The organism is Paenibacillus sp. FSL L8-0340, from assembly GCF_038593145.1.
Taxonomy (GTDB): domain Bacteria; phylum Bacillota; class Bacilli; order Paenibacillales; family Paenibacillaceae; genus Paenibacillus_AQ.
The window spans coordinates 7,289,695-7,304,084 of record NZ_CP151967.1 but is presented as its reverse complement, the minus strand read 5'-3'; the positions used below and the strand labels follow the sequence as shown (position 1 = coordinate 7,304,084).

The following is a 14,390-nucleotide window of genomic DNA, read 5'->3' as shown; positions in this document are numbered from 1 at the left end:
TGGCATATCTTACAAAACAGCCAGCTGTCGGTTCCATCCCGGCAACTGGCTGCTTAGCGTTTCAATAGGTCATGAGATTTTAATTATGGTAATATTCTGCCAATGCATTTGCCGCAATGATGGCCTGGAATACATCATCAGGAGTTACGGGATGTGGCATATTGCCCATCGTGTCTCCTTCAGCACATGCATCTTCCGCCACTTTCCGCCATTCGTCCTCTCTAAACTGATCCAGACCGAGATCTTTTAATGTTAAGGGTAAGCCCACTTCTTTGATGAAGTTGATTACCGTTTCCAGTTCTTCCTTGGGTGCACTTTCTAAAATAAGCTGTGTTAATAAACCAAACACTACTTTTTCGCCATGCTGTGCATGATGCAGTGAGGGAACAGCGGTCATTCCGTTATGAATGGCATGTGCAGCGGCTAAACCGCCGGATTCAGCCCCCACGCCACTTAAATAGATGGTGGCTTCAATTGTTTTTTCAACCGCAGGTGTGGAAACTTTATGATCAACAGCAATTTTCGCTTGAAGGCCATATTCCAGAACAGTGTCATAGCACATCTTGGCGATACCTAATCCGGCAAGTGAGGGTTTCAAATTGACCAGATTATCACCATTTTTCTGGTAGCAGGCGCGTGCTTCAAAATAGGTGGCGAGAATTTAACCACTCTCCTTGTTTTAGAAATTATCTACTGCAGGTGAGCACATTACGCATTCAATGGTTGGGTTTGTTCCCTAAAAAAGAAAAAGGCCCTCAAATTGAAGGGCCTTCATAAGAATCATGTTCGATTAAGTTGTGCACACAGAAATAGTATGATATGATTGGAGAATTACTGATCATTTATTTGATGAATAGCCTAATAATCCTATCTTATTTACAACTTAATCTTACCACACAGTAATACGGGTTGTCAAACTTTCATTTTACAAATTCGAATGAAGGAGTGTATGCAGGAAGATGATAAGTGCAGAGGATTGGAAGCAAGAACAGGAACGGCTGAAGCAGGTTATGGAAAAACTGCAAGCGAAGATCACCGAACTGGAGCCGGAGGTGGCCGGGCTGCATGACCAAGTGGTGGACATCCGCAAGCTTTTTTGGGAAGAAGTGACTGTGAACACAAGCACTAGTGAAGATTTTGAAGAGACTTTCTACAGTATCAGACAGCAAGAAGCATTATTGTCCGAACGGGAGCGAAGCCAGCGGTTGCGCGCACAGCAATGGAAAAATATGAAACGGCTGCTGTCCTCTCCTTACTTCGGACGCATCGATTTTCATGAGGATGGCTTGAACACTGCCGAGCAGGTCTACATCGGTGTATCATCCTTCATTGACTCAGATGGCATGAGTTTTCTGGTGTATGACTGGCGTACTCCGATTGCTAGTATGTATTACGATTATTCACCGGGCACGGCCGGATATGATACGCCGGGTGGAGCTATCGCTGGAACGATGCAGCTGAAGCGGCAGTATCAGATTCGCGGAGATCAACTGCAGAACGTATTCGACACGAGCTTAACGATTGGCGATGAATTGCTGCAGCAGGTGCTTGGCAAGGGTGCCGACAATCAGATGAAGAGCATCGTCGCGACGATCCAGAAGGAACAGAATGCCATTATCCGCGATGACAACAGCCGGATGCTCATCGTGCAGGGGGCGGCTGGCAGCGGGAAAACCTCGGCGGCCCTGCAGCGGGTGGCGTACCTGCTGTATAAACACCGCGAACGGCTGAGGGCTGACCAAATTGTGTTATTCTCGCCTAATCCGATGTTTAACAGTTATGTATCTACCGTACTTCCTGAACTCGGTGAAGAGAACATGCAGCAGACGACCTTCCATGAATATCTCGATTACTGGCTTGGCAGGACGTTTCGCTTAGAGGATCCCTTCGACCAGATAGAATACGTGCTGGAAGAACAATCTGACCGCGGGTATGAAGCCCGGCTGAAAGGAATCCAATACAAGGCATCTGTGGACTTTCTTCAAGCGCTCCAGAAGTATGCGCAGGGGTTGGAAGGGAAGGGCATGCGATTCATAAGCATACGCTTCCGGGATCGCGATTTGATCACAGCTAAGCAAATGGAATCGAAATTCTACAGCTATGATTCTTCCATTCGCTTATCCAACCGCATCGCTTTGCTGCAGGAATGGCTACTGCGTGAAATTTCTCTGTTGGAGGACAAGGAACGTGAGGCGTTCTGGGTGCAGGAGGAGCTTGATTATCTTGACAATGATCAGTACGCCGAAGCGTTTAATGAACTGCATAAAGACAGGGGTGTGTTTGACTTTGCCGAACAATATGAAGAAGCCCGCGAAATGCAGCGCGGCAATCGGAGGCTGGACGAGGGCGATTTCGATTATGCTGAGCGGGAGGAAGCACTGCTGCGCCGGATGGTCGTGAAGGAGCAATTTAAACCGCTGAAGCGAAGTGTGAAGCGGATGTTGTTCATAGACATGATTGGGCTGTACATCCAGTTCTTTGAAGAAGAGAATGTTTTGGCGGAGATGACGAATGAAGCTGGAATTCCCCCGCTCTGGCCGGAAATCTGTCAGCAAACCAAGGAGAAGCTTAGCCGGTCCGAGCTCTTCTATGAAGATGCGACACCGTACCTGTACCTGAAGGAGCTCATCGAGGGCGTTCGGGTGAACACGGAGATCCGGCATGTATTCGTCGATGAGGGTCAGGATTATTCGATGTTTCAGTATGAGTTCCTCAAAAAAATGTTTCCCCGTGCCCGCATGACGGTGCTTGGCGATTTCGGACAGGCTATCTTTGCTCAGGCCACAGAACTGTACGGCGAAGAATCACCGCTCATCGGATTGTATGGCAAATCTGAAACGAGCGTATTCCGTCTGGTTCGCAGTTACCGGTCAACGCGTGAGATTGTGGAATTCACGAAGTCTTTATTGCCTAACGCCAAGGAGATTGTAGCCTTTGAACGCAGTGGCAGGAAACCGCTCCTCTCTCAGATGGGCAGTGGCGGGCAGCGGGCAGCAAGAATAGCTGAGCATCTTGCGGCGCTTCGGGCGGAAGGCTTGGTCTCCATCGGGATCATCACCAAGACAGCGGCCGAAAGCAAAGCTGCTTATGATCTCCTTACAGCTCAGGGCTGCCAGGGGTTGAAGCTTGTGACGAAGAGTACGCCCAACTTTGAGAAGGGAACCCTGATCCTTCCCGTATATCTTGCCAAGGGCGTTGAATTTGATGCCGTTCTAATCTACGACGCATCTTCGCAGACGTATCATTTGGAGAGCGAGCGCAAGCTATTCTATACCGCATGCACGCGTGCCATGCACCGGCTTCTGATCTGTACAACGGGAGAGTGGACCCCATTCCTTCCGGCATCGGATAAGTCCTTGTATGAGGTAGAGCAAATTCAGTGATGAATACTAACCAAGGATCTCTCTTCATAAACATGACAGTCAGATGTCGAGTTTCTCCATGTATACTTTGGAGAAAGGAGAGGATTCAACCATGAACACTTATACGACCCACAAGCCCAAGCTGATCCTTACTGGAGTGGCTGTACGTACAACAAACGCTGAAGAAACGGGACCGGACGGACGATTGCCACAGCTTTGGGACACCTACTTTCAGAGTAATCTTGTTTCTGCGGAGGGGATCAGAAATCCTCAATTCCTATACTCGTTGTATACGGATTATGAAAGCGACGTGAACGGAGCTTATACCGTTGTAATTGGACATGAAACAGACAATGAATTCGTCCAGGATGATGATAATCATGCGGTTGTGGAAATACCCGAAAGTAAGTACATCGTATTCACGTCAAAGAAGGGACCTATGTATGAAGTGGTGCCTGAGGCGTGGCGGGAGATATGGGCCTATTTCAAGCAATCGCCGGAAGTGAGAACCTATACGGGCGATTTTGAGCTTTATGATTCCAGGAATTCGGATCCAGCAAACACTGAAGTGCAGATTTATATAGCCATTAAATAGCTGGAGAGCATGTTAAAACGCTACTGACATAAGGCTGTCAGTAGCGTTTTTGTATCCTTATATAGAATGAATTTAATAACTACACAAAAGGGAAAAAGTAACGGAGGGGAAATTTGGAACTGTAGGAGCGATAGTGCCGGGAGGTACAGATTAGAGATCTTTTAGAACAGCTTAGCTTCACGCAGGGGAATCCCAAGTGGGGGTATTTCCTCCGCTTCGGTCATTTGGAGATATCTTTGTAGATGAAGAATTGACAGTCTCGAAAGCAATGCTATAATCAAATAAATAGAAAATAATGCAATTATTTTTTCTTTTTGGAACCTGCATCCAGACAAACTTCACTAATCACTGTTTGGAAAATGGGGGTAAAGAGATGGGAGAGCTCAAAGCGCCTTTCGTAACCAATGTAGAGGATATGAGTTGGATCAGGCGCACTTCTGACTGCTATTTTATCATCGATGAGACGGGGAAAGTCTTACAATGGAGTGCGGAGCTTGGTGCGCTGCTTGGTATTTCGGCCACAGAAGCGGTCGGCAAGGCCTGCCGTTCCCTTGATCTCTTCAGTGATTCTACCGGGAACAGCCTCTGTAAAACCTGCCAGGTTCTAAGTGCTACGCAACATATGAACAATTGCAACGGATCACGCAGGGTATTTGTTCAACGTGGTTCGGTCCGGGTTCCTTTCCTGAAGAATATACGGGCCAGCAGCTACGATAAACGGTTAATCTGGGTGACCCTCGAACAGGCCGCGATCTTTTCCCTCATGGAAAAGCTAACTTCTCAAGAAAATAAAGTGCTGGGCCTATTATCCAGAGGCCATACAACTCAGCAGATTGCTATAGAGCTACACATTTCTTATACAACGGTACGAACCCATATCCGTAATCTTTTGAGCAAGCTTGGGGTACACAACCAAAAGGAAGCCGTTTCTCTCTTTTTTGCCGAGCTGCTTAAATAATAATTAGTGAGTAATAGAAAAGGATCATCTCCCGGTTGACTGAGGAGGTGATCCTTTTTGCGGCTTAATATCCAAATTATATTATAAAAATACCTCAAATGTACGATCCTCCCGCTTCTAATATATGTTAATTTAGTAGCACATATTGAAAGCCGGGAGCAAACGGTCCCGGTGAGGGAGGGAAATATGAGTAATATTGCAGCAATACAGGATCAGTTCAAAGCTCCGTTCTACCTGGTCTGGGAGATTACACTTTTGTGCAACGCCAGTTGTGTACATTGCTATTCAGGCGCAGGCCGCAGGCATCCCGACGAATTAGACGCAGAAGAGGCGCTTTCTGTAGTCGATCAATTAGCTGAGGCCGGTGTTCTCCTGCTTGGACTCTCCGGGGGAGAAGCTCTGCTCAGGCCCGATTGGATGGACATAGCCTCCCGTGCTTCGTCGAAGGGGATGATGGTTTCGATCGGCACCAATGGAGCTGTGATTGATGATGAGATGTGCCGCCGGATCATCGAGGCAGGGGTGTCTGGAATTTGTGTCAGTATTGATGGAGCAACCGCAGAAGTACATGAGCAGGTGCGCGGTGTCAAAGGACTGTATGACAAAGCTGTTAGCGCTATAGAAACATTAGTGAAGCATGGGATTAATGTAACTGTTGGGTATACGCCGACCCGGCTTAATTTCAGGGATGGCCGTAGGGTCGTAGAATTGGCCGCCCGGCTCGGTGCAAATGGAGTGAATTTATCTGAGTTCATTCCCACAGGACGGGGAGATCAGGCATTGGCGCTTACGCCAAATGAGCTTCGCGATGTGATTGTGGAGTGGATCTCTATGCAGCAGGAGTACGCCGGAAAGCTGAAGATATACTGGCATGACTGCCGTGTTGCACTGATGCTGCCGCCAGAGCAGGCAGCACAATATATAGGCTGTGGTGCAGGTTATGTTACCGCCCGTATCACGGTTAACGGTGATGTCACCCCTTGTGTGACTTTACCGCTCACAGCAGGCAATTTGCGTGAGCAGAGCTTTCAGGACATCTGGAGCTACTCGCCGGTCCTAGCGAATATTCGGGACAGGACGACAAGAAACGAAGGAAATTGTGGCACTTGTGAGCATAAGTTCATCTGCGGAGGATGCCGCTCTGCGGCATTAGCCTATCATAACGATGCTTCAATGGGCGATCCTTATTGCTGGGTGGTTCCTGAAGCAGTTCAAGTGTAGAAGGAGAGGATAAGATGCCAAATTTAACTTCGGATACGGTACTAACACTCGCATCCAATATTGTTACCCGCAAAGAGGAAAATAGCAAGTACGTGGTGTACAACCCGGCTACGGACGAGCTTCATGTGTTATCACGTCTGGCCTATACCATATTGAAGCTATGTGAGCAGCCCGCCCGGGTTGCCGAGATTACGGGGCTTGTTGAGGAATCCATTCCAGCCTTCCAGTGTGACCAGGGACGCGGGGAAGTGAACGGATTACTTCAGAAGCTATTGAAACGAGGCTTGCTCCAGGCAGCCTGACCAGCCCTATAGAGAGGAGGTGAGGAAATGGAAGCAACCAGAGAACTGCTGTGGGACATCGCCCGTGACAATATGGCGGAAATGGAAGACGCTGATTTGCTGGCAGCCATTCAAGAACTGGATATTGTAGATTTAGGGGAATTATCTGTTATTGCCTGGAGAGTAATTTAGCAAGCAAGGAGCCTCGGGCGCTGCCGGAGGTTCTTTTTACAAGGAGGCAGCCAATGGGTCGGAGCAGAACAACCTTCCGGAGGTTAAGCAGTGGATTGGGAATTATTCATCTTCCGTTAGCCGGTATGAACACGGTATCGCTGGGCCTGCTATCGGGTGCGGGTGCAAGGCTGGAAGCGGAAGATGAAATAGGCAGTTCGCGGATTCTCGAACATTGGATATGGCGAAGAGAACAGAAGGAAGAGGATCTCAATGATATTTTGGCGGATTTCGGAGCTAATTTGAAAACCTCATCCAATATAGAATGGACACGCCACTGGACTACAGTGCTTTGTGATCAATTTGAGCCGGTCTTCAAACTGTTTTTGCATGATATTCTGGAGTTTGATTTGTGCCCTGAGACCTTTGCGGCCAGCAAGGAGTATGCAGCAGTTCTTTCCAGTAAACGCCGGAAGGAACCAAATGCGTACGTAATGGATGTATTGCGTGAGAAAATGTCCGGGGGTAAAACGATCGGACGGTCAGCTGTAGGCCGGGTTGAAGATATAGCGAGGCTGGATTTCCCCAAGGTGAAGAGCGTCTATGAACGTCTTTATGTTCCAAATAATTGTGTGGTTGCTGTGGTTGGAGGCATTTCAAAGGAACGACTGGAGAAGCTGCTGGATGAAATCGGTGAAGCCGGCGCTGTACAGGATTCACTGATCGTTCCTCGGGAAGAATCCCCTTATTGGCAATCCTGTACGTATTCCATCGAACAGGAAGGCAGACTCGTTCATCTGGCAGCAGCGTTGCCCTGTGTATCCTGCAGACATCCTGATTTTTTCGCATTTGCTGTGTTGTCACAGGCGCTGGGTGGAGGAGACGGTTCCAGACTTTTTGAAAGTATCCGGCAGAGAAAAGGGTTGGCCTATCAAGTACGGAGCAGCTTGATGTCCTTCAGGGACACGGGACTCATGACCTTTTATCTGGCCACCGGACCGAATTCCGTATCCTGGGCGGCATCTGCCATCGTTCAAGAAATGGAGAAAATCAGGAATAACGGAATGAGCAGAGAGGAGGTCAAGGCCGCCCAAAACCAGCTTTTAAACCAGATGGTCCTAAGGTCAGAGAGTACAGCTTCCAGAATGAACACGCTGTTGACCGCCTCATGGTATCCGGGATACCCCGGGACGTTAACGGCCATGAAAGAAGCCATAAGTTCGGTTACTCCGGAGGCGATTCAGTCCGCTTTACAGAACGCCGCCCCGACTGCAGAAATGGGTGTGGTGACGTTGGGTCCGGTATCCGCTTCAGCGCTAGTATTGATTCATTAGGAGGACGTTATGGCCTACTCGCAGTGGAAGTATCCAAATGGTTTGAACGTAATCACGGAGGATATGCCTTCAATGGCAAGTGTGACGGCCGGATTTTTTGTACTGAGCGGGGCAAGACATGAGTCCCCGAAACAGACAGGTATAGCACACGCGCTGGAGCATCTGCTTTTTCGGGGATCGCTGCTTTATCCGAAGGGAGCCATGAGTCCCGAATTCACTCAAATGACAGGGACTATGAATGCTTTTACCACCTGGGAATATACTTGCTTCTACAGCCGTTCCATCCCTGAAGAATTGCCCGGAATCTTTTTTCCATTAATGGATATGATTCGTCAGCCTCTATTGCGGGAAGCAGATTTTGGTCTGGAACAGAATATTATCCGCAAAGAATTATCAAGACAATTAGAGGAACCGCGAAGCAGACTCACTCATGCGCTCCATCAATACGTGTATCCGGGACGTCTCGGCAAGCTGCTGATTGGTCTCGATGAAGATATTCTAAAGCTGAGCGCTCTGGAGCTTAGACAATTTCACCGGCGGCATTATATTCCCTCCAATATTCTGCTGGTGATTTCCGGCAGCCTTGAGAAATGCAGCGGACTGGAGCCCTGCCTGCAGGCTTTACAGGATTGGGAGGAGCCTATGCTTCCGGTCGGGCTTGAACAGCCTCTAATGGCACAACCTGCGGTGGTTAACCTTTCGCAAAAGCGTGCAGATCTATGTTACTCAGTATGGGCCTGGAGTCTCCCGCCGCTTGAAGATAAAGAACATTACGCAGTCCATTTGCTATGCACCTTGCTGGGCGACGATAATTACATCGGCTCAAGGCTTTATAATGTGATCGTTGCCCCTGGATTCGCCCAGCAGATCACCTGTGTATACTCCGTATTGGGCGGCAAAGGACTGTTCAAAATCTATGGTTTGGCAAGTGCAGCTCAACTGGAGGGGGTTCGAGAAAAGATGCTGGGCGAGCTGCGCCAGATGGGGGCTGGAAGGATCACACCACGCGAATACAACCGTGCCAAGCAAAAGGTAAAAACACAAATGGCCCTGGATGCTTCCGTATCCCACAGCCGTTCGGTCTCAATTGCCCAGGCCTGGATGCGGCATAGACGTATGATTCCTCTGGACGAACTTCTGACATTCATTGATCAGATCAGTATAGGTGACCTTCAAAATATAATTGCGCAGTATTTTAACAACCAGGAGTGCTTTGAAATATACGGATAATCACAAGAAACGGAGCTGGTCTAAACATGGTGGAGGAATGGTTCCGCTATCCTGTACATATGGTCTGGTCGGTTACTAATTTGTGTAATGCCCACTGCATACATTGCTCGTCAAGCTCTGGAACCTGTCTTCCGGGAGAACTGGATCAGGCGCGGGCATTGCAGTTAATTGACGAGCTGGCGGATATGGGTTGTATTGATTTGGCCTTATCCGGCGGGGAGCCGCTGCTTCGGGCAGATATCGAACAGATCATCGAACATGCCGTTCATCATCATATGCAGGTGGGTCTGGGAACCAACGGCTGGGGTCTGAATCTGAAAAGAGCGAAGGAACTGAGAGCATTAGGACTTCAGCGCATCCAGATCAGCCTCGATGGCATAGGCCAGACACATGATGAAGTGAGAGGGCTGAAGGGGCTGTTTAATCGTGTAGAACGTGCTATTGATGCTTCTCTGGAGTCAGGACTCCAGACACATATCTGCTTTACTCCTCACAAGGAAAATGTGCATCATACCGAGCAGGTCATTGAATATGCCTTATCCAAAGGAGTCCATCTATTCAATCTGTCCCAGTTCGTGCCTGTAGGCCGGGGAAGTCAAAGCATGGACTTGCTTCCCGGGCAATGGAGATCTTTGGCGATGCTGTGGGTGAACAAGAGGGAGCAGCTTAAAGGGCGTATGAAGTTCAGCAGCCACTTGGCGCAAATGGCTTTGGTTGATCCCACTTTAGCCTGCCAGGAGGGCTTCAGAGGCTGCCAAGCCGGTATGGCGCAAGGGTATATTTCTGCAGATGGCTGGGTCACTCCCTGTGTTATGCTTCCGATACATTTAGGCAATGTCCATGAGCGCCCCTTAAAAGAGATTTGGGACAGCGCGCCTGTTATCCAGCAATTGCGTGACCGGAGCAACCTGGGCGGAAACTGCGGGCAATGCGGAATTCGGGAAAAATGCGGGGGCTGCCGCGGGGTTGCTTATGGCCTGTATCACGACTATTTAGCTGATGATACACACTGCTGGCTGCATTCCGCACCGGAGTCTGCAGACCGGATCACAGTCTAATAAAAAAGGGGAATGTACAAATGAGCTATGTTACCAGAGATGAAGATATTCGTTATGTTATTTTGCTCAGCCATGCAACGAATGAAAAAATGAGTCTTGAACTCATTCGCGCCCATGTGAACCATTTACGTGAGCTTGACCGGGAGGGGAAGCTGGTATTGTGCGGGCCGTTTACGGATTATGCCGGCGGTATGGTCATTATCCGCGCTGCGTCCAGAGAAGAGGCCGTGCAGATAGCAGAGCGTGATCCTTATGTCCTTTCGGGCAAAGAGAATTATGAATTGCGCACCTGGGAGTTGTCGCTTGAGAGTAACGGACATATGGGCATTATTGAATAGAATGAAGAGAGGTTGATTCTTTCATGCGGCTTACGTTTTCTTATTTTAGACGACATGACCCCGTACTATGGATTCGGGTGTTTGGAACCGGATTATGTGCATTAACTACATTTATGATCCGGCCTTTTCTCATTTTTTATATTTCGGATAAGCTTGGTGGAACTGTGCTGATGCCTCTGCTGGTTGTAGGTCTTCAACCGCTGGCGGGAATTATGCTCAGCTTCTGGGGCGGGGGGCTGGCTGACCGTTACGGGCGCAAGCCGGTTATGCTTGTATCCTTGGTTATTCAGGCTTTGTCCATGCTTGGTTTTATATTTGCCGATACCCTGTGGATGCTGATTCTGATTTCTGTACTTGGGGGCATGGGGATGCCGATGTTTCTGCCGGCAGCCAATGCCCAGATTTCTGACATTGTTCCCGAGGAGAAACGTGCGGAAGCCTTTGCCCTTATTCATGGTGCAGTCAATGTTGGCGGTGCGCTGGGGCCCTTGCTGGGCTTGGCCGTGTATCTATTGAACCAGAGTGTTATCTTTGTGATTTGTTCGGCTTCTTTTGTTTTGTTCGCTTTGCTTATTTGGTGGAAGGTGCCGGAAACACGACCGGAAGAGATCCTGCAGCCTGATAAGCCTGCGGCCCATTCGACCAGACTTCCATACCGGGAACATAGATTGCTGTACCTGTTGACCTTGTTCGCGCTTCCTGTGGGATTATTGTACTCACAGGTGGAAACTACTCTTCCGCTGCATCTGAAAACTAACTTTTCTAATGCCTCCTCCATCTTTGCCGGACTTATGACAATTAACTCTATTGTTGTGATTCTGCTCATGGTCTGGCTGCCAAAGAAGACGGAAAACAAATCACCGCAGTCCATGATATTGATAAGTTATGTGCTGTTTGCCATCGTAAGTCTGGGTTATGGATTTGCTGCATCTTTCCTCGTATTAGTGGTCACGGAGCTGATTTTTACCGTAGGCGAAATTATAGGCATCATCCATTTGCAAAAATATGTTTCCATTGCTGCACCTGCAGGCATGAGAGGAAGATATAACTCTATCTTTGGCTTATATATGCAAATTCCCAAAATCCTCGGCCCCATTTGCTTCGGACTGATCTTTGAGCATTTTGGCGGGGGTCTGATGTTTTCGCTTGTGGCTGGTCTGCTGGTTCTCTGTGGAGTGGCCATCTATCAACTAATCCGTAATGCACAGAATCAGAAAGTCGCTCTAGTGCAAAACGAGCTGCAGACGGATACAGCGGTTTAAGGAGAGTGGAATCAGAATGCAAATCTGTTCTGTGAACATTGGAAAAACCGGATGGATTGAATGTGAAGGCAAACGAGTATTGTCTGCGATCACGAAGGAGCCAACAAAAGACCGGGTGTTCTTATCCGCTCTAGGTCTGCAAGGAGATGAACAGGCGAACAAAATCAGACATGGTGGACTAGACAAAGCGGTTTGCGCTTATCCTGAAGAATATTACGATGACTGGGAACAGGAGCTATGCAGGGAGCTTCCCTTTGGTTCCTTCGGAGAAAATCTAACAGTACAGGGTATGAGGGAACCGGAAGTACATATCGGCGATATTTTTATGTGGGGGGAGGCGTTGCTTGAGATTACCCAGCCCCGCCCCCCATGTCATAAGCTGGCTAAAAAGTTTGGCAACCCTCAGCTGCCGCTTCTTTTTCAAAATCTGGGGAGAACCGGTTTTCTCATGCGTGTTCTGAAGGAAGGGTGGGTTAGCATGGATAGCCCTTTCTTTTGCTCCAAAACTCATCCCTCTCAAATTTCCATTGCAAGGGTCAATGATGTTATGTATAAGGATATACGGAATAAAGAGCTGCTCACGGCCATTTTACAGGTGGAGGCCTTGTCGCCAAGCGTTAGGACCACTTTCAAGCTAAGGCTGGCAGGGCATTATGAGGATTCTACGAACAGGCTGCAAGGGATGTAAATGGAGAAGCTGCTTCGATCGCACAAGAGACGGGAATTCCATTTCACCCCCCCTGAGTTTATGATTCAAAGTAAATATGCTTTGGGTTTCCTGTAAATTTTGCTCTATAGATGATATAGTGATCCGTATTGTAAGTAACGGTAAACAGCCGGGAAAGGGTGCAGCCGCATGAACAAAACGGATCGTTTGTTAGCCATAGTGCTTGAGCTGCAGCGTAATAAGGTGCTGCGGGCCGAGGATTTGGCCGCTACCTTTGAAACAAGCGTGAGAACCATTTATAGGGATATTCAGGCTTTAAGTGAAGCAGGTGTATCCGTGATAGGGGCGCCAGGACAGGGATACTCCTTAATGGAGGGGTATTTCCTGCCGCCAGTCAGCTTTACGGTAGAAGAAGCTGTGACGTTACTTATCGGAACGGATTTTATCGAGCAGTGGTTTGATGTCCACTATGGCCGTAAGTCCCGTACTTCCAGAGGAAAGATTGAGGCGATCCTCCCGGAACCGGTCCGCAGTGAGGCTGCCCGGATACGTAAGAGCATTCGGTTGCGTACGTCTGCTGAGGATGTATCACGAATACAAGAGAAGGCATACCTGGAAGCGATTCGTCAGGCGATCCTGGAGGAAAGAAAAATAAGCTTCCACTATTCCAAAAAAATTGCCGAAGCCGATGGAAACCGCCAAAGCGTTCGTACAGTTGCTCCTTATGGGCTTGTGCTCCTTCATGGGGCATGGGTACTCATCGCATGGTGTGAATTGCGTCAAGACATCCGTCATTTCCGGTTGTCCCGGATGACAGAGCTTATTGAACTGGAAGCTGGATTCAAGCTTCCAGCAGATTTTAATTTGGAGGCATACCGGCCTCCAGACGACCGCAACATCCGTGTGCGCATCCGGGTCCAGCCTGACATTGCCGATAAGGTAAGGGAGTCAAACAACTTCTATATAGATACGATAGAGGATCAACCGGAAGGCTTGCTGGTAACCTTTCGTGTTAGGCAGGCGGAGGAATTGCTGCAATCCGTGCTCGGCTGGGGAGCGGGAGTGGTTGTACTGGAGCCGGAATCCTTCCGATATCGGGTAAGAGACGAACTTGAGAACATGTTGAAACGCTACTGACATAAGGGTGTCAGTAGCGTTTTTGTATACTTAGAACAAAAGATGATTAAAGGAGCTAATACATGATGGTTACAACTAAGGAAGCCTTACAACGTTTTGAGGAAACTGTGGCACATTATATTCATGAACTGGAACCATTCAGTATGGAGCAGCTGAAGCAAAAGCCAAGCGACAACGAGTGGTCTATCGGACAGATGGTTCAACATCTCATTAACTCAGCGCTGTATATGCAGCTTCGCAATGTAGATCAATGCCTGGTGCCAAGCGAAGACTCCCTGGTATCTCAAGCGGGAAAAACCGAAGCAGGTGAGGCAATATTCGCTCAAGGAAGTTTCCCGCCCGTTCGTGTTCAGGTTCCGCCTTCCCCTCAATATACGCCGCAGCAGCCGGAAAGCAAAGAGCAGCTAATTCAAGGGCTGCACGCGGTCATCCAGAGAATGAAGGAGATTGAACCGACCCTTGGGGAAGCGTCCAAACAAAATACAGTGCCCCATCCGCGATTCGGTGGATTGTGCGCAGAGGAATGGTTTCTGCTAGTTGAAATGCACTACCGTCATCATCTTCTGCAGTTGGACCGCTTAAAACAAGGTTTGGTTCATGCTCATGAATGAACAAGCTAACGTTGCCTCTTCTGAATAGGTAGAAAGGTATGGAGTTGAAGCTCGCACAGCCTGTTTTATCATCATTCCGGCCATGGTAGGAACACACCATGGAGAGGGTGCTGATTATAGTGCTGCGGGCTTTTTTTGTCGTTAAAAGTCGAATTTCCAAATGCA

At 48.6% G+C, this 14,390-nt stretch carries 14 protein-coding genes and 1 pseudogene; 14 read left to right on the top strand and 1 reads right to left on the bottom strand.

The features are described 5' to 3' along the window. Positions 1-79: 79 nt before the first annotated feature. Positions 80-658: pseudogene (locus NST07_RS33470) on the bottom strand (iron-containing alcohol dehydrogenase); the annotation flags it as partial. Positions 659-959: 301 nt separating this feature from the next. Here NST07_RS33470 and helD point away from each other — a divergent pair. The 14 genes from helD (at position 960) to NST07_RS33400 (ending at position 14,225) form a co-directional block, all read left to right on the top strand. After that, positions 960-3,383, top strand: a complete 2,424-nt coding sequence (gene helD, locus NST07_RS33465; RefSeq protein ID WP_341097317.1) for an RNA polymerase recycling motor HelD — start codon at positions 960-962, stop codon at positions 3,381-3,383. A 91-nt stretch (positions 3,384-3,474) separates the two neighbouring features. Beyond that, positions 3,475-3,957, top strand: a complete 483-nt coding sequence (locus NST07_RS33460; protein WP_341097316.1) for a GyrI-like domain-containing protein — start codon at positions 3,475-3,477, stop codon at positions 3,955-3,957. A gap of 295 nt (positions 3,958-4,252) precedes the next feature. After that, positions 4,253-4,915 carry a LuxR C-terminal-related transcriptional regulator gene (locus tag NST07_RS33455; RefSeq protein ID WP_341380215.1) on the top strand — a complete coding sequence of 221 codons (663 nt, stop codon included), beginning with the start codon at positions 4,253-4,255 and terminating at the stop codon, positions 4,913-4,915. A gap of 186 nt (positions 4,916-5,101) precedes the next feature. Beyond that, positions 5,102-6,136 (top strand): radical SAM protein, encoded by a 1,035-nt coding sequence (locus NST07_RS33450; protein WP_341380214.1) that lies wholly within the window; start codon positions 5,102-5,104, stop codon positions 6,134-6,136. A 14-nt stretch (positions 6,137-6,150) separates the two neighbouring features. Beyond that, entirely contained in the window at positions 6,151-6,438 is a 288-nt protein-coding gene (locus NST07_RS33445) for a PqqD family protein (RefSeq protein ID WP_038598046.1), read from the top strand. A 27-nt stretch (positions 6,439-6,465) separates the two neighbouring features. Then, positions 6,466-6,609 (top strand): hypothetical protein, encoded by a 144-nt coding sequence (locus NST07_RS33440; RefSeq protein WP_156130981.1) that lies wholly within the window; start codon positions 6,466-6,468, stop codon positions 6,607-6,609. 53 nt (positions 6,610-6,662) lie between these two features. Next, positions 6,663-7,922 (top strand): pitrilysin family protein, encoded by a 1,260-nt coding sequence (locus NST07_RS33435; RefSeq protein ID WP_342480849.1) that lies wholly within the window; start codon positions 6,663-6,665, stop codon positions 7,920-7,922. A 9-nt stretch (positions 7,923-7,931) separates the two neighbouring features. After that, positions 7,932-9,152, top strand: coding sequence for a pitrilysin family protein (locus NST07_RS33430; protein ID WP_342480848.1), 1,221 nt, complete (start codon positions 7,932-7,934; stop codon positions 9,150-9,152). Positions 9,153-9,178: 26 nt separating this feature from the next. Continuing rightward, positions 9,179-10,210, top strand: coding sequence for a radical SAM protein (locus NST07_RS33425; protein WP_342480847.1), 1,032 nt, complete (start codon positions 9,179-9,181; stop codon positions 10,208-10,210). A gap of 20 nt (positions 10,211-10,230) precedes the next feature. Further along, on the top strand, positions 10,231-10,548 hold the full coding sequence (locus NST07_RS33420) for a YciI family protein (RefSeq protein WP_342480846.1): 318 nt from the start codon (positions 10,231-10,233) through the stop codon (positions 10,546-10,548). 23 nt (positions 10,549-10,571) lie between these two features. Beyond that, on the top strand, positions 10,572-11,810 hold the full coding sequence (locus NST07_RS33415; RefSeq protein ID WP_342480845.1) for an MFS transporter: 1,239 nt from the start codon (positions 10,572-10,574) through the stop codon (positions 11,808-11,810). Between the two features lie 16 nt (positions 11,811-11,826). Then, positions 11,827-12,498: an MOSC domain-containing protein gene (locus NST07_RS33410; RefSeq protein ID WP_342480844.1), complete on the top strand. Its 672-nt coding sequence runs from the start codon at positions 11,827-11,829 to the stop codon at positions 12,496-12,498. A 168-nt stretch (positions 12,499-12,666) separates the two neighbouring features. Beyond that, entirely contained in the window at positions 12,667-13,614 is a 948-nt protein-coding gene (locus NST07_RS33405) for a YafY family protein (RefSeq protein ID WP_341097304.1), read from the top strand. Between the two features lie 65 nt (positions 13,615-13,679). Then, a complete protein-coding gene (locus tag NST07_RS33400) occupies positions 13,680-14,225 on the top strand; it encodes a DinB family protein (protein WP_341097823.1) in 546 nt (181 codons plus the stop codon). Positions 14,226-14,390 lie beyond the last annotated feature (165 nt).